This window comes from Larkinella soli (assembly GCF_003703975.1).
GTDB lineage: Bacteria > Bacteroidota > Bacteroidia > Cytophagales > Spirosomataceae > Larkinella > Larkinella soli.
On the sequence record NZ_QTJY01000014.1, the window covers coordinates 115700 to 135990 of the forward strand.

Below are 20291 nucleotides of genomic sequence, written 5' to 3' on the forward strand. Positions count from 1 at the left end.
CACCGCTTCCGGGCGGTGCGGGACCATTTACGTCAGCAGCCCGATCACCTCGCTGCACTGCGGGTAGCTTTTCAGCAGTTCCTCCCGCTTCCCAAGTTCAAAATCGGCAAAGTCAAATCCGGGTGCAACCGTACAGCCTACCAGCGAATAGGCGCTTTCGTCGGCCGGTTTGGAACCGAACCAGCATCCGGCCGGCACGACGGCCTGAAACACCTCTCCCCGGTCCGGGTTGCTGCCCAGCCGGATCGTCTCCAGCCTTCCTTCCCGATCGATCACGTACACGTTCAGCGGCCCTCCGGCGTAAAAGTGCCACATTTCATCGGACTGAATCCGGTGGAGGGCCGAGAAATGGTGGTTTTCCAGCAGAAAATAAATGCCGGTGCCGAACCGGCGGTCGCCGGAAAAACGGGCGGGCAGCGCCGGCTGCGGGATGATTTCGGGCGAGCGGTAGGTTTCGACGTAAAAACCGCCTTCCGGGTGCGGCTGCATCCGGTATTTCTCAATCCAGTACGATGCCGGTTTCATGAGGGGTCTGCGAAAGATTCGGTATGATGATAGGCGACCTCCGACTTCACGGCAGCCAGCAGGTCGCGGGTGCGTTCGGGCCGGGCGTCGGTGATGAAAATCTGCCCGAAGGTATGATGTTCCATCAGCTCGATCAGCTTGCCGATGCGCCGGTCGTCGAGTTTATCGAAGATATCGTCGAGCAGCAGCAGCGGCTTGAGGTCTTTTTCGGCCTGTAACTGCTCGAACTGCGCCAGCTTCAGGGCGATCACGAACGTTTTCTGCTGCCCCTGCGACCCGAATTTCTTCAGCGCGACGCCGTTGGCTTCAAACACGAAATCGTCCTTATGAACGCCCTTGCCGGTGCGCTGCAGCTGAATGTCCCGCTGTCGGTTGCGCCGGAAATCCCGCGGAAACTCCTCATTGGCGACATCCGACTCGTAAATAATATCGACGGCCTCGCGGGCATCGCTCAGATAGGCATAATGCTTCTGAACGATCGGCAGAAACTCCCCGACGAACGACGTCCGTCGCTGGTGAATCCGCTGCGCCAGCTGGAGCAGGGGCTCGTTGTAGGTTTCCAGAAGTTCTTCATCGAGGTAATTTCGCTCCGCGAAGATTTTCAGCAGCCCGTTCCGCTGTTTCAGAATCTGCTGATACATCAGGTAATCGCGCAGGTAGTCGGCATCCAGCTGGGAGAGAACCCCGTCGAAAAAGTGCCGGCGCTCCTCGCTGTGCTCCCGAACCAAGTCCGTATCGTTCGGGGCCAGCAGCACCACCGGAAACCGCCCGATGTGGTCGCTGATACGCTCATACGGTTTTTTGTCGGAGAGCAGCACCTTGCGCTGGCCGCGCTGCAGACTACAGGTAATCTGGGTCGGTTTGTTACCGTTTTTGAAGACTCCGTCGATAATAAAGAAATCGGCCTGATGTGAAATGCTGAGGGCGTCCTGATTATGAAAGGCGCTCTTACTCAGCGACAAAAAATAGATGGCATCCAGTAGATTGGTCTTTCCGCTTCCATTGGGTCCGATGATGCAGTTAATCTGTTCGCTAAACGTAAAACTTCCCTCCTCGTAGTTCTTGAAGTTGGTCAGCCTGAGTTTTTCCAAATGCATCGATATGGTTGTTAGCGGGAATTGCGTATTTTCGCGGCAGCGTGGCGAACCCGGCCCCTCAAACCCGGTCGGATGTTCCGCGCTTTAAAGCAACAAAGATAGAGGTCGTTTGTTACTTAATGACCGGCTATCGTGGTTGTTCAGCGATTTCCGTTTGTAATCGGTTACTCCTTGTTTTACGCCCAACGAACTATATGGCAAGTGTAAAGGAAAAATCTAAGCCGGGCGACGCTTCGCCAGCCGCAGCAAAGACCAAGCACCCGAAGGAGCGCTACCTGTACTGGTACGAATCCATGCTGCTCCAGCGCAAATTTGAAGAAAAAGCCGGTCAGCTCTACGGCCAGCAGAAGATCCGGGGATTTTGTCACCTCTATATCGGGCAGGAAGCCTGCTCCTCCGGGTCCGTATCGGCCCTGACCAAAGATGACAAATGGATTACGGCCTACCGCGATCACGGCATTCCGCTGGCGCTGGGCAGCGATCCGAAAGCCGTCATGGCCGAACTGTTTGCCAAACAGACCGGCTCCTCCAAGGGAAAAGGCGGCTCGATGCACATTTTCGATAAGTCGGTCAATTTCATGGGCGGACATGGTATCGTCGGCGCACAGATTCCGCTGGGTGCCGGGGTTGCCTTCGCCGAAAAATACAACAAGACGAAAAACCTCTGCATGTGTTTCATGGGCGACGGTGCGGTCCGGCAGGGTGCCTTCCATGAGACGCTGAACATGGCGATGACCTGGAAGCTGCCGGTCATCTTCGTCATCGAAAACAACGGCTATGCGATGGGTACCTCGGTGTCCCGCACGTCGAACGTAACCGACCTGTACACGCTGGGTGAAGCCTACGACATGCCGTCCGAACCGGTCGACGCCATGGACGTGGAGGCCGTTCATGAAGCCGTAAGCCGGGCCGCCGAGCGTGCCCGCAACGGCGAGGGCCCGACCCTGCTGGAATTCCGTACCTACCGCTACCGGGGCCACTCCATGTCGGACCCGCAGAAGTACCGGACCAAAGAGGAACTGGAGCAATACAAACAGCGCGACCCGGTCGAGAACGTCCGCGCCCGGATTCTGGACCAGAAGCTGGCCACCGAAGAGGACCTGGCGGCTATCGACCAGAAAATAAAGGCCATCGTGGAAGAGTCGGTGAAGTTTGCCGAGGAATCTCCCTATCCGTCGCCGGACGAAGCGTTCAAGGACGTCTATATGCAGAAAGATTACCCGTTCATTTCGGAATAAGCCGGGACGGAGTCCTGTTTCGTCCTGCAAATTTTCCCGGTTATTCTTTCTATTGTACAGAAAATCACTAATTTTGCAGTCCGAAATTTTGTAAATATTTCAAATGAGTAAGACAAACACAGGCTCCAAACTGGAGTTTCTGGAAGACCCGGCCGCACTGGCCGGAAAGTTGGGGAAGGCGGAGCTGTTTTTCGAGAAAAACCGGAATCTCATTCTGGGCGTTCTGGGTGCCCTCGTTCTGGCGGTGGTCGGCTTTTTCGGCTATCGCTACTGGGTCGGCAGCCAGGACCAGGAAGCACAGACGGCCATGTTCCCCTCCGTCTATGAATGGGAAGCCGACTCGCTGAAAAAAGCGCTCAGCGGCAACGGAGCCAATGAAGGCTTAGTGACGGTTGCCGACGAATACGGAGCCACTCCCGCCGGGAATCTGGCTGATTTTTATGCCGGTGTCGCGCTGCTCAAGCAGGGAAAATATGATGATGCCATCGAACACCTGAAAGGGTTCAGCTCATCCGACCTGCTCGTTCAGGCCCGCGCCTACGCGCTCGTGGGCGATGCCTATATGGAGAAGAAGGAATACGGCGAAGCGATCTCCTTCTATAAGAAAGCCGCCGATCACAAGCCGAACCAATACTTTTCGCCCTCGTATCTGATGAAACTGGCGGTGGCCTACGAACAGAATAAACAGGTTCAGGAAGCCGTCGATACGTATAATCAGATCATCGAGAAATATCCGAATGCCGCTGAAGTGGCGAACGCCAAGAAGTATAAATCCGCTCTGGAAAGTACGGTTGGCGAGTCATAAGCATATCTGAATCAAACCAGTGCGAAAGGACAAAGCCGACCGGGGTTTTGTCCTTTTATTTTGTAAATACTTCAACCAGAAACCGATGGCTACCGAGCTGAAGAACCTGAGCGTCTTTTCCACCGATAACCTGCCCGATATCAGCGGCCGGCGATTTGCCCTCGTCGTGGCCGAATGGAACACCGAAGTAACCGAGGCCCTCTTCGAAGGCGCCTATCAGACGCTCGTCCAGTACGGCGCCAGAAAGGAAAACATCGTGCGGGGCAACGTGCCGGGCAGTTTCGAACTGACGCTCGGTGCCCAGTGGTTCGCCCAGCGCGACGACATCGACGCCGTCATTGCGCTCGGCTGCGTCATCCAGGGTGAAACCAAACACAACGATTACATCAACCACGCCGTTGCCCAGGGACTGACGAACGTGGGACTGAAGACGGGAAAACCGGTCATCTTCGGCGTCCTGACGCCCAACACCCAGCAGCAGGCCCTCGACCGCGCGGGCGGCATCCACGGCAACAAAGGCGACGAAGCCGCCATGACCGCCATCAAGATGCTCGGCCTGCAAAAACAGGTATACAGCTTTAAGTAAATTGTTGAGTTGTTGAGTGATTGAATTGTTGAATGTGCGTTGCCAATCCTGCACTGCGGAGCCCATCCAACAAATCAACAATTCAACAACTCAACAATTTCACTTCTGCGGAGCGCATTCAATCATTCAATTATTCAACCATTCAATTATTCCCAATTCATGCAAGTCTGGAAATTTGGCGGAACATCCGTGGGCAAGCCTGAGCGCATGCACTCCATTCGCAACCTGATTACGGCCGACAACGGTCAGAAAATCATTGTCCTGTCGGCGCTGTCGGGTACGACCAACGCGCTGCTGTCGATTGCCGAATCGCTGAAAGCGAATCAGGCCGACGAAGCGGTTGAGAAAATGGAGCATCTGAAGGCACACTATGACACGTTCGTCCGGGAACTGTACAAAACCTCGGAAGGGCTGGCGAAGGGGCAGCAGATCATCGAAAACGAGTTCTCGTTCATTCGCTCGCTGACCCGCATCAGGCCGTTCACGCTGAAACAGGAGAAAGAACTGGTTGCCGAAGGAGAGCTGCTGAGTACGCAGATGTTCCAGGCGTATCTGGAGGAAGCCGGCGAAGCCTCGATCCTGCTGCCCGCGCTGGAGTTCATGCGGATCGACGCCGACGGCGAGCCGGAACTGGACTTCATCGAGCGCAAGCTGCGCGAAATGCTCCGGGCCCATCTGGACAAGAAGCTGATTGTGACGCAGGGCTTCATTTGCCGCAACCCGCGCGGTGAGGTCGACAACCTGAAGCGGGGCGGCTCCGACTATACGGCTTCCCTGATCGGCGGGGCCATCCGGGCCGACGAAATTCAGATCTGGACCGACATCGACGGCATGCACAACAACGACCCGCGCATCGTGAAGCGGACGTTCCCGATCCGGGAGCTGACCTTTGAGGAAGCCGCCGAACTGGCCTATTTCGGAGCGAAAATCCTGCACCCGTCCACGATCACCCCGGCCAAGCTGTACGGCGTACCGGTCCGGCTGAAAAACACGATGGACCCCGACGCCCCCGGCACGCTGATCGCCACCAAAACCAGCGATCAGGTGTTCAAGGCCGTGGCCGCCAAAGACGGCATCACGGCCCTCTACATCCACTCGCTGCGGATGCTGAACGCCTACGGATTCCTGCGCCGGATTTTCGAGGTATTCGAGAAATACAAGACGCCCGTCGACCTGATCACCACCTCGGAGGTGTCGGTGTCCGTCACCGTCGATAATACCGAGAACGTGCCGCTGATCATGAACGAACTCCGCACGTTCTGCGACCTGGAAGAACCGGACTACGACCAGACCATCATCTGCATCGTCGGTAACTTCAGCGCCGACAACGCCGGTATTGCGCTTCAGGTGCTGAAAGCCCTGGAGGGCATTCCGATCCGGATGATCTCCTACGGCGGCACCGAGCACAACATTTCGCTGCTCGTCCACGGCCGTTACAAAGCCGAAGCCCTGAACGCCCTGAACGAAGGTCTGTTCGCCCTCAAGGAAGCTTAACCGACATTCTCATGCTTCAAATTCCCTTTATCCGCGATAACCGTGACGCCACGCTGGCGGGCCTGCAAAAGAAGCGCTTCGCCAACGCGGAAACCGCCGTCGATCAGGTGCTGGCCCTCGACCAGCAACGGCGCGATACCCAGAAAGAACTCGACGACGTGCTGGCCCGCTCGAACGCCATGGCGCGGGAGATCGGGGCATTGATGAAAGCCGGTCAGAAGGCCGAGGCCGAAACCGCCAAAGCCGAAACCGCCCAGCTCAAAACCCGCTCGAAAGACCTCGAAGAAACGCTGAAAACCGTCGAGCAGCAGCTGCAGGCCGTGTTGGTGACGCTTCCGAACCTGCCGCACAGCAGCGTGCCGGAGGGCCGGAGCGCGGAAGATAACGAGGTGGTTTTGCAGAATGGCGCCGTTCCGACCCTGGCGGAAGGTGCCCTGCCTCACTGGGAGCTGATCAAGAAGTACGACATCATCGACTTCGATCTGGGCAACAAGATCACCGGGGCTGGTTTTCCGGTCTACAAAGGCAAGGGCGCCCGGATTCAGCGGGCCATGATCAATTTCTTCCTGGATCAGGCCCTGCAGGCCGGTTATCTGGAGATACAGCCGCCGATCGTCATCAACGAGGATTCCGGTTTCGGAACCGGCCAGCTGCCCGACAAGGAAGGCCAGATGTACTACATCACCGAAGAAAAACTCTATCTGATCCCGACGGCCGAGGTACCGATCACGAACCTTTACCGGGATGTGATTCTGGCCGACGATCAGCTGCCGGTGAAGAACGCGGGCTACACGCCCTGCTTCCGGCGTGAAGCGGGCTCCTGGGGCGCGCACGTCCGCGGCCTGAACCGCCTGCACCAGTTTGACAAGGTGGAGATCGTGCAGATCCGCAAACCGGAGGAGTCGTACGAGGCTCTGGAAGAAATGAGCCGCTATGTGCAGTCGCTGCTGCAGAAGCTGGAACTGCCCTATCGGGTACTCCGGCTCTGCGGGGGCGATATGGGCTTCACGTCGGCCCTAACCTACGACATGGAGGTGTTTTCGGCAGCCCAGCAGCGCTGGCTGGAGGTCAGCTCGGTGTCCAACTTTGAAAGCTATCAGGCCAACCGGCTGAAGCTCCGGTACCGGGTGGAGGGAAAAACCCAGTTGCTGCACACGCTCAACGGCTCGGCGCTGGCCCTGCCCCGGATTCTGGCGGCCATCCTGGAAAACAACCAGACGCCCGAAGGCATCCGGATTCCCGAGGTGCTGGTCCCCTACTGCGGCTTCGACCGGATCAGTTAATAAAAGAGCGGACGCTTTCCGGCCAGGAAAGGCGTCCGCTCTTTTTTAGTTTAGCTGAAAATTCACTGGTAGACGATGCCTCACCCGAACGGGTTTTCCCCGCTGGATGCCCGGTTTCCATTTTCCGTTGGAGGCCTTCACTACCCGCAGAGCCTCCCGGTCTACCGTGGAGTGTACGCCCTGTATGACCTCGTAATTGCAGAGTGAGCCGTCTTCGCAGACCACAAAGCTGATTACCACCCGCCCCTGAATCCTGTTTTTGGACGCAAATTCGGGATAACGGATGTTACTGGCCAGGAACTGCCCCAGACTATTCATTCCGCCCTTAAATTCCGGATTCCGTTCGGGTTCGCCGTAGGCTACGGAATCCGTACCGTAATACGCCATACCGGAAAGAAACTTCCCGGCCTGATAGTTTTCCCGGTAAAACAGGCCTCCGTCGGCAAATCTACCCTCCCAGACGCCTTCCTTTTCGCCGTCTTTGACGCGCCCAGTCTCCTCCAGCAGCCGGCTATTCTGTTTTGAAACCATCCGGGCCGTCCCGTTGCCCTCCGTCACCAGCGGCTTTCCGGCGGCATCCCACAGGTTCAGTAACACCAGCGATGAAGCGCCCGGAGCGGCCGGTTTGCGGACGGAAACCCGGGCCAGCTGCCCGTTCGGATGCCAGTGCCACTCCCGGATCTGGTCGTCGGCCAGCGTTTCTTCCAGTCGCCGGACCATGCCGTTCGGGTAATAGTATTTTGCCTGCCCGGCCGGTTTTCCGGCCGAAAAGTGTTCCTGCGCAAACAGAGCCCCGTCCGGATAAAACGAATAGCAGGGGCCGTCGGACTGATACAGCAGGTTCGAGGATCGGATGGAAGTGACCTGGATGGAGTCGGGAGCGTCCGGATCGTCGTTGTAGCGGGCAATCGTCTTCTTTTCCAGAATATACTCAAACGTCCGCTGCCATTTGCCGTTTTCGGCCGTGAAGAAGACCGGCGTGCCGTTCGGAATACCGGTGCTGTCGACCGGCGTGACGATTTTAAAACCGGCCTGCGTACTGTCCGGCGTCTGGAAGCCGTCTTTGTTGTAAAAGGCGGTGGTTTGGCCCGGTTCGGCCTTCAGGGGACCCGGCGCGAACCGGACGTGGTAAGTGAGCTGTTGCCGAACCGGTTTTCCGTCTTTGAGGGCGGGCTGCCAGGCCCGGAACAGTTTGAACACCCGGACGGCTTCGCGGTCGCAGTCGGGCCGGAGACCCCGCAGAACGCTCACCTCCGACACCTCGCCCCCCGGTCCCACAATGGCCGAGAGAATCACCCGGCCCTGAACCCGGCTTACCTCGGCGGCATACGGCATGCGCCGGTTTACGTCGAGAAACCGTTCCAGCAGGGCAAAACCGCCCCTCGGACGGGCCGCCGAATCGACTTCAAATTCCTTGTAGAGCTGTTGCGCCCGGGCAGGCGTCAGCAACAAAAGCAGACACACGGCTTTAAGACATGTTCTCATGGGTGGATGAAACAGTGTTAAAGCCGAAAAATATGAGCGAATTATCAGAATTTCAAGCCCAGTTCCAGCGAAATGATGTGGTTTTTGGAAACGAGGTCTTTCGCCCGGGCCACGTCGGTCAGGCCCCGCTGGTAGGCGATTCCCATGATGAACGCCTGGTTCTGGTTCAGGCGGTATTGAATCCCGGTGCCCAGCAGCAGGCCCAGGCCGAAGCGGCTGTACTGGCGGTTATACCGGCCATTGTCCTCGGCGAACTGAAACAGGCCGTTATGGGTCGGGTCGAGGGCTTTTTCGGCCAGTTTGACGTTCACCAGCCCGCCGGTCTGAATGTAAAGCCGGGCGTTAGGAAACAGATTGTTGGCGTACATCTTGGCCGACAGCGGAATCTGCAGATACTGAAGATTATAGGCCGACTGCTGGGTTTTGGCCGCCGGGTCCCAGACCGGCTGGCCGAACTGTCCCGGCATCCGGTAGCCCGACCGGTGGATGGTATACCAGAGCCCCGAGCTGAACGAATAGCGGTCCTTGAAGAAGAAATAATCGAGCGAAGGGCCGAGGCTCAGCCGCATCCCCGCACCATTTTCACGAAAACCCGTATACGAATTGAAGCCTTCCGCCGTATTGAAGGTAACGGAGGGGGCAAACCGGAAACTCATCTCGATCAGCTTCTGCGGGGGAGCGTAATCGACTTCATCTTCCTGAATCCGCCGGAACACCCGCTCGGTCGACCGGCGATCGGACGAGCGGGTGTCGGTTTTCGGGCGGGAATTCCGGCGCGGGCCGGGCTGGCCCCATCCGTCGTCGGAAGAGCGTTCTTCTTTTTCAGTTGCCTCGCTGCCGGAACGCTTTTCCTGAACCGTCACCCGACCCTGCGCACGGGCATTCCAAACCAGCCCCAAAAGCAGGACCAGTACTGCAACTTTTTTCATAAATTTGTATGTTTCAAAGAGAACGCCCACGTATTCGGATGAAGCTCCAAGGTGTCTTTTTCGTTTTAGTAAGTTTACTCATTTTCAGTGCCTGCTCCAAAACGAAGGAACCGGTGTTGATTCAACGGTCGGACGAACAGCTGTTCGCGGCCCGCAATCCGAAGGATATCCGTCGCTGGCTCGATACCAACCGGGATATTGCCCGGGCCTATTTCGGAACGACCCGCTTCGGAAATGATACCGCTTTAGTCAATGAGTTAACTCATCGGGTAAACGATAAAGAACTGGGCGTATTGTATGACCAGGTTCACCAGACCTTCGGTACCCTGGGCGACCTGACCGGCCAGCTCTCGGAAGCGTTTACCAATATCCGGGAAATCTATCCGGAATTCAAACCGCCGAAGGTGGCGGCCATGGTAACGGGCTTCATGGGGCCGGACCTGGTCATCACCGACAGCCTGATCGTGATCGCACTGGATTACTTCATCGGTCCGAAGGCCAAATACCGGCCCGTGGGTGAGCAGTTTCCGAATTATATCCTGCGACGGTATCAGAAGGAATACATCGTTCCGGCCATCGTTTTTGCCATCTCCGACCGGTTCAACGCCACCAACCGGCAGGACCAGACGCTGCTGGCCGACATGGTATATTACGGCAAAGGCTATGTGTTTACGAAAGCCATGCTGCCGGACACTCCCGACAGCCTGATTATCGGTTATTCCGACCGGCAGCTGACGCAGACCTTCAACGTTCAGGAAGACATCTGGGCCTATTTCATCGATGCACAACTGCTTTACCAGACCAACCCGTCCGTCAAGAACCGCTATATCACGGAGCGACCGTTTACGGCCGAGATCAGTACGAAATGTCCCGGAGCCATCGCCCGCTGGGTAGGCTGGCGGATCGTCGGCAAATACAACGACGAGAAAGACCCGGGCATCAAAGCCCTGATGCAGACCGCCGACGCCCGCCGGATTTTCGAGCAGTCGGGCTACAAGGGGCTGAAAGATGAAGAAACCTAAAATAACGACGGTCCGTTAAACGACTAAGGGAGAAAAGAAAGTACATGGCAAGACGTGGCAGGGGCGGTTCGGATGAAGTCGCTCCGGAAGACAAAAAACAGAAAATTTCCCGCGATTCCCTCCGGAAATCGATGCGGGTATTCCGATTCATCGGCCCCTATCGGGGCTATTTCATCGCCGGTCTGGTGTTCCTGCTCCTGTCGACCGGCACCTCGCTGATTTTCCCCAAATACCTCGGCAACATCCTGAAAGTCGTCGAGAACCAGGCTTCGTCCCTTTCGCTCAACCAGGTCACGCTGGCTCTGTTCGGCTTGCTGGTGCTCCAGGCGGGATTTTCGTTCGCCCGGGTGTACCTCTTTTCGCAGGTCAGCGAACGGGCCATGGCCGACGTCCGGCGGGCGGTGTATAAAAAGATCATCACACTGCCGGTTTTCTTCTTCGAGCAGCGCCGGGTCGGGGAACTGACGAGCCGCATCTCCTCCGACGTGACGCAGCTTCAGGACGTGCTCTCCAGTACGCTGGCCGAATTCCTGCGCCAGATCGTGACGCTGATCGCCGGGGTGGCGCTGATCTCGTTCACCTCGCTGAAGCTGACCGGTTTCATGCTGTCGACGGTGCCGGTAATCATCATTGCCGCCATCTTCTTCGGGCGGTATATCCGCAGGCTGTCGCGGAAGGCGCAGGACGAACTGGCCCAGGCCAACGTGGTCGTCGAGGAAACCCTCCAGTCGGTCAACGTCGTGAAGGCGTTTACCAACGAACCCTATGAAGTCAACCGGTATTCGACGGCCCTCGACAAGGTCGTGCAGAACGCACTCAAGGCGGCCACGTTCCGGGGCACGTTCGTATCGTTCATCGTCTTCGCCCTTTTCGGCGGCATCGTCGGGGTGGTCTGGTACGGCGCCAGACTCATGATGGCCGGCGAGATGACCTTTTCCGATCTGGTGACGTTCGTCATCTATACCATGTACATCGGCGGGGCCGTGGGCGGCATGGGCGACCTCTACGCCCAGATTCAGCGGACCATCGGGGCCTCCGAACGCATTCTGGACATTCTCGAAGAACCGTCCGAAGTGGACCTGCCGGCCGTCGAACCTTCGGTGAAAACCAGCCCGCTGCGGGGCGATATCGCTTTCCAGGACGTTCGTTACTCCTACCCTTCCCGGCCGGATATCGAAGTGCTCAAGGGCATCTCCCTGGATGTGGGCGCCGGACGCAAAATTGCTCTCGTCGGCCAGAGCGGGGCCGGAAAGTCGACCATCGTCCAGCTGCTGCTGCGGTATTACTCGATCACGGGCGGAACGATCACCGTCGACGGGCGCAACATCGAAGAACTGGACATCCGGGAACTGCGACGCAACATCGCCGTCGTGCCGCAGGAGGTTATTCTCTTCGGCGGAACGATCCTGGAAAACATCGCCTACGGGAAGCCGGGGGCGACGGAGCATGAGGTCATGGAAGCCGCCCGCAAAGCCAATGCCCTGGATTTCATCGAATCTTTCCCCGAGAAGTTCCAGACCGTCGTCGGCGAACGCGGGGTCAAGTTGTCGGGCGGGCAGCGGCAGCGGATCGCCATTGCACGCGCCATTCTGAAAAATCCGGCCATTCTGATTCTCGACGAAGCCACCAGCTCGCTGGATGCCGAGTCGGAACGGCTGGTGCAGGACGCGCTGGACGAGCTGATGCAGAACCGCACGACGATCATCATCGCCCACCGGCTGGCCACGATCCGGAAGGTCGATACGATCTACGTCATTCGCGAAGGCCAGATCGCCGAGGCCGGCACCCACGAGGAACTGAGCCTGCTGGAAGAAGGGTTGTACGCGAATTTGGTTAAATTACAATTTGAACTCACGGACTAAGCGTAAATAGCCTCTCCGGTCCGGAAGGCTGATTGCCTATGAAAGACGCCATCAAACAGACACTGAACGAGTTTCACCTCCGGCACACCAGCTGCCGGGAGGAAGTGCTGGACTCGTTTTTCAGTGCGAATTATGCTCTGGGCCATCACGACATCGAAGAGGGCCTAAAGGATAACTTCGACCGGGTGACGATCTACCGTACCCTGAAGACGTTTGTCGACAAAGGCATTCTTCATAAGGTTCTGGATGATGAAGGCGGGCTGAAATACGCGCTGTGCCGCGAAGCCTGCGCTCATAATCACCATCGCCACGACCATGTGCATTTCAAGTGTGAGCAGTGCGGACAGACGACCTGCCTCGAAACCACGCACATTCCGGCCGTCGAGCTGCCTTTCGGGTATAGCCGCCGGGAAACCAACCTACTCATTCAGGGCGTTTGTCCGCTTTGCAATAAATAACGGCCCCTGTGACGCCTTCAGAAGTTTTTTCCGAGCGGGAAACGCGCTTTTTACAACAGGAACTGAAAGAAAGTGCCGCCTATAACCGACTGGCCGTCATCCGGCTCGGCTGGTTCATTCTCGGTGTTCTGCTGCTTTATTATCTGTTCGACACGGGCCGAACCGTCGCGGCTTTCGCGGCCGGGCTGCCTGCCGTAGCCGGCTTTCTGATCCTTTTGAAACGCCACCAGGCCATTCAGCGACGCCGTGACCGGGTTCGCCGGCTGGCCTACGTCAACCGCGACGAAGCCGGCCGGCTCGAACGGAAATTCGTCCGGGCCGAAACCGGTGCCGAGTTCGCCGATCCGGGCCATCCCTACGCGGGCGACCTGGATGTTTTTGGAAACCACTCCGTTTTCCGGCTGCTGAACCGGACGCACACCTTCGAGGGCCGCCATAAACTGGCCGCTTACCTTCGCGCCCCGGTTCCGGTCGATGAGATCGTTCTCCGCCAGGATGCCGTTCGGGAACTTCAGCCTCTGATCGACTGGCGGCAGGAACTGGAAGCCCTGGCCTCTCTGAACCCGACGGTCGGCGAATCCCCCGAGGGCCTGAAAAGCTGGGCCACCCGCCCCGCCGAACCCCTTCCGGTGTATCTGGCCGTTCTGCGCTGGCTGCTGCCGGCCATGACACTCGGGATGATCGTCCTTTGGCTGAATGCGCTGGTGCCGGGCTGGGCGGTTACGGGGCTGCTGCTGGTCCATGCGGTCGTGCTGGGCCGGACGTCCGAACGCTCGAAGGCGGTCAGCGAGCAGACGTATGCCATCGCTCAGACGCTCAAAACCTACCGCGACCTGCTGGAGCATTTATCGGCTCCAACGTTCAAGGCCGCCGTGCTGCACCGGCTTCAGGCGGTATTGACGCTCGGGTCGCGCCCGGCCCCGGCCGCCATCGGCCGGCTGAGCCGGCTGGTCGAGAACCTGAATTTCCGCCGAAACCCGTATTTCTCCCTGCTGATCGGCCTGCCGACCCTCTGGGATCTCCATTATTTGGCGGCACTCGAACGCTGGCAGCGCACCTACGGTCCGTATCTGGCTGAATGGCTCGACGCCCTGGCCGAAATCGAAGCCCTCAACAGCCTGGCCGGGCTGGCCTATGCGCATCCGGAATATACCGTACCGGAATTGCAGGAGGAGGACCTGCACGTGACAGTCGTGCAGGCCCGTCATCCCCTGCTGCGCCCGGACCGGAGTGTTCCGAATTCGCTTTCGCTGAACGGCCGGGGGCAAACCATCCTGATTACCGGCTCGAATATGTCCGGGAAGAGTACGTTTCTGCGTACGGTCGGGACCAACGTTGTTCTGGCCCTGGCCGGATCCGTGGTGGCCGCCGAGCGGATGATCTGTTCTCCCGTGCAGGTGTTCACCAGCATGCGGACGCAGGACTCGCTCGAAGAAAACACCTCTTCGTTCTACGCTGAATTAAAACGGCTCAAAACGCTCATCGAACGTACCCGCCAGACCGAAAACTGGCCGGTTCTCTACTTCCTCGACGAAATCCTGAAAGGAACCAACTCCGCCGACCGGCACCGGGGTGCCCGGGCGCTGATCTTTCAGCTCCACGAAACCACGGCCTCCGGCTTCGTCTCCACCCATGATGTCGAACTGGGCGAACTGGCGGCCGACCACCCGTTCGTTCATAACTTCAGTTTTCATTCGGACGTGGTCGACGGGAAGCTCCATTTCGATTATCAGCTGCAGGAAGGCGTCTGCCGGAGCTTCAACGCCAGCCAGCTGATGCAGCACATCGGCATTCAGCTGCAGGATTGACCGCCCCTAACGGGCAACCAGCAGCTTTTCGGAGAACACCTCCCCTCCCCGGCGCAGCACGAGCAGATACAGACCGGAAGGCAGTTCGCTCACCGAGGTTTGCACCAGCATCTCTCCCTGGCCGGGTTGTGAGGTTCAGGAATGGCTTTCAGCACCCGGCCGGAAAGATCGGTAATGAACAATTCCTCCTGCCAATCGCCGGAACCTGTATACCGGATCAACAGCCCGCTGCCCGCCGGATTAGGATAAATCCGGAGCGGTTTACCCACTGCTTCGGCCGAAGCCGCCAGCCGGGCCGCCGTATTCTGAACCGTGATGGTCACTTTCCCCGAAACGGAACCTCTGCCACAGGCATTACTGACGCCCAGAAGCGTGTAGACCGTAGTCTGTGCCGGTTTTACGGACAGATAAACGTATTCATGGGTGTGGGTGAAGGAAAACCGGTAGCCGTCGGTTCCTGCCACCGTCACGCTCCAGGGCGGAGCGGCCGTAACTGCAATCGGCAGCATGGCTACGCTGCCGGCCCTGATGGTTTCGTTGCCTTCCATGGATGCCGCCGGGAGAGGACAATCCGACCGCACCGTGACTAAAGCCGACCCGGAGGTGGTCCCGACCCCGCAGGCGTTGCTGACCCGCTTCACCGTGTAAGTCGTAGTGGTGGTGGGATGAACGTCCACATACTGGGAATCAAAATATTTGTTGCTGAACACCTGTCCGTCGGACATGGTCAGGCTCAGGGGGGTGCTGCCCGTCAGGTTTACGCGGATCTGGACCGTCTGGCCGGCAAACAGGGTCTTGCTTTCCGCAAGGCTGGCCGTCGGCAGCAGGCAGGGCGTCTGCACCGTTATCCGGGCCTGTCCTGAAACGGTTCCTTTCCCGCAGACATTATCGGCTCCGGCCAGAAAATAGGTGGCCGTCTGCGTCGGTTTAACGCTTAGATAGACCAAACTGCCGCTGCCTGAAACCGGCATCCGGTACCCGTCCGTGCCGACGACCGTCAGGTTCCAGGGCCGACTCGCCGTGACGGTCAGCTTCAACTGGGCCGTGGCTCCGGGCTGGATGACCGCATCGCCGGAAATAACGGCCACGGGCGGAGTACAGGAAGTTGTCGGGGTGGTTGGTGAACCGCTTGCGGTGGGCGCCAGAATCGTCAGGGCATAATCTTCCGTTTCGCCCCGACCGTATAAAATCCCGCAGGGATCCAGGTCCGAGGGCCGGTCGGGCGGTATCGGGTCCACGATACGGATCCGCATATACGTTTTACCGGGTTTGGCGGTGGCCGGAATGAAAAGCCATTCCGCCAGGGCATTGCCCGGCCAAAGCTCTCCGGCCGGAACCACGAGTCTTTCATCTCTGCCGAAGGTGCCGTCCTGATTCAGGTCGACCCAGACCGCAGCGACCGCCGAATATTGATCCCGGAACAGCGCCCTGATCGTCAGGCGGTATCCCTGACCGGCTTTCAGGGTCGCCGGGGCCCGGGAAGAGGAGAAATCCGAATAGAAATCGGGGTCGGCGGCAAAGCCGGTGTTGTTGCTGGTCATCAGCGTCGTATTGTCGGCGGTCCGGATGGTCACCTCGTCGATACCGATCCGGGCGTTGGGGTTGCTGGTCACGGCGTTGGCCGACTGCGGAAGGCAGTACCAGTTCCCGACCGAAAAGCTGACCGCCGGGCTGAGCGAACCGGTGGCGGTGTTGGCCGGCCGAATCCGGTACATATAGTTGGTATTCAGCGGGACGCCCGTATCGGTAAAGGTGGTGACGTTCGGGCCGACCCCGCCGACACAAAGGAAGTCGGCCGATCCGGCGACCGCCCGTTCAATGAAAAAGCCGGTCTCGTTGGCCGACCGGTCCTGCCAGTTGATCTGCACTTTGCCGTTTACCTTCAAAACCGACGTAATGGCCGGAGCCACGACCCCTTCGGGCAAGGCCGAGTAGCGTTCCCGTAACGACTGGCTCGGATGCTGAAGTCCGAACGTCAGGTAATTGGCCATCCGTTCCAGCTGTCCTGCCGTAAAGCGGGCACTGGGAGAACGGGACAGCATCCATTCGGACATGACGTTGTTCATCATGGGCTGATACAGATTGCCGTCCGGGTCGCGGATCGTGCCTTTGAACACCATAGTGCCGTCGTCGGCACCGCTGCCGCCGGGCAGGTCCCAGGGGTCGGCGGGGGTGTCGCAGAGGCCGTCGGCCTTGGAGGTGCAGTTGGTGCGGGCCACCCGCTCGGTTCCTGCCCCGAACGTATGCATGAGCGAGAACGCATGCCCCAGTTCATGAGTGAGAGCCTGGCCGTTCAGACCGACCGTCGGAAGGAAGATCTCTCCGGCATACAAACCACCGATTCCTCTACCGTTAAGGGCTAAGGAATTGAGTACAAAAACATTGATCGCTTTCGGATCGGCCATTGGTCCGGCAAAGACCCGGTATTCCGTGTCATAATCAAAGTCGTAGCAGGCATCGCTCCGGATAATCGTCGGGGGGCCGGTCATGAAGAACTGAATCCGGGCCGACTGGAATCGGGCGTTGGCCGAGGCTATGGCGCTGAGCAGTTTCGGGATGTCGGCTCCGCCGGTTCCGTCGGTTTTCCGGCAAATGAACACTTTCAGAGGCACATAACGGACGGTGGTAGCGGCCCGCAACTTCGCGGCCTGCCCGCGGTAGGTTTCCAAAATTGCGTGGAGGCTGTCCCGGGCAGGAGCCGAAGGGGCCGGCGTCCCGCAGGGGGGTTGAGCAGGGGCAAACGTAGTCCAGGAGGTTACTAAAAACAGTAACCAGGCTAATCCAAAGGTTTTCATGGCTGCAGTATTTGTGAAAGATGAGCCGTCCGGAAGCCGGGAGGGCCGCCGGTCGCTAACGAGAAGCTACAAGCAGATGAAAAGAAACTGGATAGCTACAAGAAGGGGATTTCCGGAAATCAGATCTATTGTATGGACAGACAAAAATTATACCAATTCTATACCTGGCCATTAATGGGTAGGCCGTTCGGGTACGGGTGCGGAGGCATGATACTCCTGATAAATGCGGTCCATATACCGGTCCAGCAATTCGAGGACCCTCTCCCGGCGATCCGAGGTAACGATAAAGCCAATGTGGTGTTCCTTCCGGATCTGCCACCCGATTTCCGGATCGTTGAATGAGGAGGTGTCCGGCCATTGCTGCCGGGCGAGGGAAATGATCAGACCGGCATGAGTATGCCGAATTGCGGGGAGCCGGTACGGCTCGTTCCGGGCTACGGCGGATTCGATCCTCGCCCATTCGCGCCAGAGGTTGATGCCCGAGGAGGCTTCCACCAGTTCGGCGATGTTGGCTCCCCCTACCCTGGAGGAGGTCTCCAGGAAATAAAACTCGCCGTCTTCGTCGCTGTGGATGTATTCGGAGTGCGACGCGCTGTACTGCATCCGGAAGGCCTCCATCACCTGCGCGTTGAGGGCATACAGCCGCCCGCTCTCCGGCGAATCGGACGGAAGCGTGGCCGTCCGGAAAACGCCCCCGCCGTGGGCCACCTCCATCGGAGTGGCCAGATACTGGCTCGCCCGGTTGAACACGATGCGGCCTTCCATCGACAGGGAGTCGACATGGTAAACCCGGCCAGGCCGGAACTGCTCGATGAGGAAATTATGCCGGTTGTCGCCCAAAGCGTGAATCACCTGCCAGGCTTCTTCAAGAGAATGGACTTTTTTGATACCGGTGGCCGACGCTTCGGAGCGGGGTTTGATCAGCCACGGCGCCTGCGTCGACCGCAGGAATCCGGAAATCGTTTCATCGTGAAACAGACTGCTGAAGGCCGGCACCCGGATGCCGGCCGATGCCGCCCGTATCCGCATCGCCAGCTTGTCCCGAAAAAACCGGGCCGTCGTCTGCCCCATTCCGTCGATCCGGAAAGTTTCGCGGATCAGGGCGGCTTTTTCGACATCGAAATCGTCGAGGGCCACCACCCGGTCGATGGGCCTGGAGCGCATGGTATAGGCCAGCCCTTTCAGCATGGCTTCCAGATTCTGAACCGAGTTATCCTGCGAAGGAAGGTAAAAGACCTCATCGATGGCCTCGCGCGGCCAGGGGCTGCCGGCCAGGCTTTCGACCGTCAGCAGATACACCGTGTTCCCGGCTTCCTTGCAGGCCTGCAGGAATGCCTCACCCTTGAAATAGGTGGCAATGCACAGAAAAGACAGGGGCTTCATCGATGAAGTAGATTGAATGCTCTCGGCAAAATAACAAAAAATGCTTTACGGCAGATGGCGCAGAAAGTCGGTCAACAGCCTGATTCCGAAACCCGACGCGTTCTTCTGCGTGCCGAATTCCGTGTCGGCGAAGGCCGTTCCGGCAATGTCGAGGTGCGCCCAGGCCGGATGGTTTTCGGTAAATACTTCGAGAAATTTGGCGGCACTGATGGCTCCGGCGACGGGTTTTCCGCTGAAATTCTTTACGTCCGCGACGTCGGATTTAATGTCTTCCCGGTACACCTCCCAGAGTGGAAGCGGCCACAAACGTTCGCCCGTGCGGTCGGCCGCTTCCACCAACCGGCTCTTTAACAGTTCGTTGCTACTGAACAAGCCGGCGGCATGATACCCCAGCGTCGCCACCACGCTGCCGGTCAGCGTCGCCAGGTCGATCAGAAAATCGGGGCGGTAGTTCCGGACCATGTATCCCAGCCCGTCGGCCAGAATCACGCGTCCTTCGGCGTCGGTATCGATGATTTCGATGGTTTTACCGAGGTAGGAGCCGACCACGTCGCCCGGCCGGGTAGCCTTCCCGTCGACCATATTTTCCGTCGAGGGAATAATTCCTATCAAATGGACCGGCAGCCGGAGCCGGGCGGCCACCTCCATCGTGCCCAGTACGGCGGCCGCCCCACCCATGTCGCTCTTCATGAGGTGCATATTGGTGGACGGTTTGATGGAAATTCCCCCGGTATCGAACGTAATGCCCTTCCCGACCAGCCCCACGGTTTTTGCCCCGGGCCGGTCGGCGGGTTTGTATTCCATGATGATGAACACGGGCGGGTGTTCACTGCCTTTGTTGACGCTCAGCAGGGCCTTCATTCCCTGCCGCTCGATTTCGGCCTTATCGAAGACGGTGACGGAATAGCCGTATTTTTGGCCGGAGGCCACCGCCCAGTCGGCCAGCGTCTGCGGCATTACGTAATTGGAAGGCGCATTCATGAGGTCGAGAATCTGCCGGTGGGTGTCGGCCAGGGCCGCAGCCCGTGCGAGAGCCTCCCCGGCCTCAGCCCGGCGTTCATCACCGGTGAGGATTTCCAGTTCGCCCTGCCCTTCGTAAAACCCGGAACGGGCCGGTTTATCGGTCTGGTAAAGTTTCAGATCATACCCGCCCCAGTGAATCCCGAAGACGGCGGCTTCCAGCGCATCCGGGCCGGCGGCCTTCAGATCGACGGCGACCATCGGACCCAGCCGTTTCTGCTGCCGGAAAAACAGCTCCCGAAAGGCTTTCAGCCAGTCGATAGCCGACGGCTCCTTCCCCAGGCCGAGCAGAAAGACCTTCCGACCGCCGGTCAGATAGAGCGACAGTATTTCCTTAGCCTCCGCCCGGAAGTCCTGCTGAAGTACGGATGCCTCCAGCCCGAACCGCCCGGCCAGTTCGGTCAGCCGGTCGCTCAGGGTATCGGTTTGCGGAATCGGCAGTACCAGCACCTCGGCGGTGGGTTCATTCGTCAGGTGAATATGCATAGCAGCGTTTTCCTT

Annotated in this window: 17 protein-coding genes; 9 read left to right on the forward strand and 8 right to left on the reverse strand. The window is 58.5% G+C overall.

The genetic code is table 11. From position 1 onward, the window contains the following. Positions 1–27 precede the first annotated feature (27 nt). Positions 28–525 (reverse strand): cupin domain-containing protein, encoded by a 498-nt coding sequence (locus DX909_RS22155; protein WP_128547413.1) that lies wholly within the window; start codon positions 523–525, stop codon positions 28–30. Further along, positions 522–1622, reverse strand: coding sequence for a DNA replication/repair protein RecF (recF, locus tag DX909_RS22160; protein ID WP_128547414.1), 1101 nt, complete (start codon positions 1620–1622; stop codon positions 522–524). Before recF ends, DX909_RS22155 begins: the two co-directional genes overlap by 4 nt. A gap of 194 nt (positions 1623–1816) precedes the next feature. Here recF and pdhA point away from each other — a divergent pair, with 194 nt between their 5' ends. The 5 genes from pdhA to serS all read left to right on the forward strand — a co-directional run bounded on the left by pdhA (position 1817) and on the right by serS (position 7028). Next, entirely contained in the window at positions 1817–2860 is a 1044-nt protein-coding gene (pdhA, locus tag DX909_RS22165; protein ID WP_128547415.1) for a pyruvate dehydrogenase (acetyl-transferring) E1 component subunit alpha, read from the forward strand. Positions 2861–2963: 103 nt separating this feature from the next. Next, positions 2964–3665 carry a tetratricopeptide repeat protein gene (locus tag DX909_RS22170; protein WP_128547416.1) on the forward strand — a complete coding sequence of 234 codons (702 nt, stop codon included), beginning with the start codon at positions 2964–2966 and terminating at the stop codon, positions 3663–3665. Positions 3666–3750: 85 nt separating this feature from the next. Beyond that, positions 3751–4251: a 6,7-dimethyl-8-ribityllumazine synthase gene (gene ribH / locus DX909_RS22175; protein WP_128547417.1), complete on the forward strand. Its 501-nt coding sequence runs from the start codon at positions 3751–3753 to the stop codon at positions 4249–4251. Positions 4252–4410: 159 nt separating this feature from the next. Continuing rightward, entirely contained in the window at positions 4411–5745 is a 1335-nt protein-coding gene (locus DX909_RS22180) for an aspartate kinase (RefSeq protein WP_128547418.1), read from the forward strand. Between the two features lie 11 nt (positions 5746–5756). Continuing rightward, the gene (serS, locus tag DX909_RS22185; protein ID WP_128547419.1) at positions 5757–7028 is read left to right on the forward strand and encodes a serine--tRNA ligase; all 1272 of its coding nucleotides are present in this window, start codon (positions 5757–5759) and stop codon (positions 7026–7028) included. A gap of 45 nt (positions 7029–7073) precedes the next feature. On the opposite strand, the gene DX909_RS22190 is transcribed toward serS, so the two are convergent. Both DX909_RS22190 and DX909_RS22195 read right to left on the reverse strand, forming a co-directional pair. Next, entirely contained in the window at positions 7074–8513 is a 1440-nt protein-coding gene (locus DX909_RS22190; protein ID WP_128547420.1) for a TonB family protein, read from the reverse strand. A gap of 44 nt (positions 8514–8557) precedes the next feature. Further along, positions 8558–9442 carry an outer membrane beta-barrel protein gene (locus DX909_RS22195; RefSeq protein WP_128547421.1) on the reverse strand — a complete coding sequence of 295 codons (885 nt, stop codon included), beginning with the start codon at positions 9440–9442 and terminating at the stop codon, positions 8558–8560. A 38-nt stretch (positions 9443–9480) separates the two neighbouring features. On the opposite strand from DX909_RS22195, the gene DX909_RS22200 reads away from it, so the two are divergent. The 4 genes from DX909_RS22200 to DX909_RS22215 are packed head-to-tail and all read left to right on the forward strand — an operon-like array spanning position 9481 to position 14592. Then, complete coding sequence (locus DX909_RS22200) at positions 9481–10464, forward strand: gliding motility protein GldB-related protein (protein WP_128547422.1); 984 nt, start codon at positions 9481–9483, stop codon at positions 10462–10464. A 44-nt stretch (positions 10465–10508) separates the two neighbouring features. After that, entirely contained in the window at positions 10509–12326 is a 1818-nt protein-coding gene (locus DX909_RS22205; RefSeq protein WP_128547423.1) for an ABC transporter ATP-binding protein, read from the forward strand. A gap of 38 nt (positions 12327–12364) precedes the next feature. Further along, on the forward strand, positions 12365–12784 hold the full coding sequence (locus DX909_RS22210; protein WP_128547424.1) for a Fur family transcriptional regulator: 420 nt from the start codon (positions 12365–12367) through the stop codon (positions 12782–12784). Between the two features lie 8 nt (positions 12785–12792). Beyond that, complete coding sequence (locus DX909_RS22215) at positions 12793–14592, forward strand: MutS-related protein (protein ID WP_128547425.1); 1800 nt, start codon at positions 12793–12795, stop codon at positions 14590–14592. Positions 14593–14598: 6 nt separating this feature from the next. Here the strand turns inward: DX909_RS22215 and DX909_RS22220 are convergent, their stop codons facing one another. From DX909_RS22220 to DX909_RS22235, 4 genes are all read right to left on the reverse strand, one after another. Then, on the reverse strand, positions 14599–14703 hold the full coding sequence (locus tag DX909_RS22220) for a T9SS type A sorting domain-containing protein (RefSeq protein WP_128547426.1): 105 nt from the start codon (positions 14701–14703) through the stop codon (positions 14599–14601). Continuing rightward, the gene (locus DX909_RS22225; RefSeq protein ID WP_164851370.1) at positions 14682–17261 is read right to left on the reverse strand and encodes a GEVED domain-containing protein; all 2580 of its coding nucleotides are present in this window, start codon (positions 17259–17261) and stop codon (positions 14682–14684) included. The genes DX909_RS22220 and DX909_RS22225 overlap by 22 nt, the downstream gene beginning before the upstream one ends. Before the next feature lie 297 nt (positions 17262–17558). Next, positions 17559–18770 (reverse strand): ATP-grasp domain-containing protein, encoded by a 1212-nt coding sequence (locus DX909_RS22230; protein WP_128547428.1) that lies wholly within the window; start codon positions 18768–18770, stop codon positions 17559–17561. Between the two features lie 45 nt (positions 18771–18815). After that, positions 18816–20276 carry a leucyl aminopeptidase family protein gene (locus tag DX909_RS22235; protein WP_128547429.1) on the reverse strand — a complete coding sequence of 487 codons (1461 nt, stop codon included), beginning with the start codon at positions 20274–20276 and terminating at the stop codon, positions 18816–18818. Between the last annotated feature and the right edge of the window lie 15 nt (positions 20277–20291).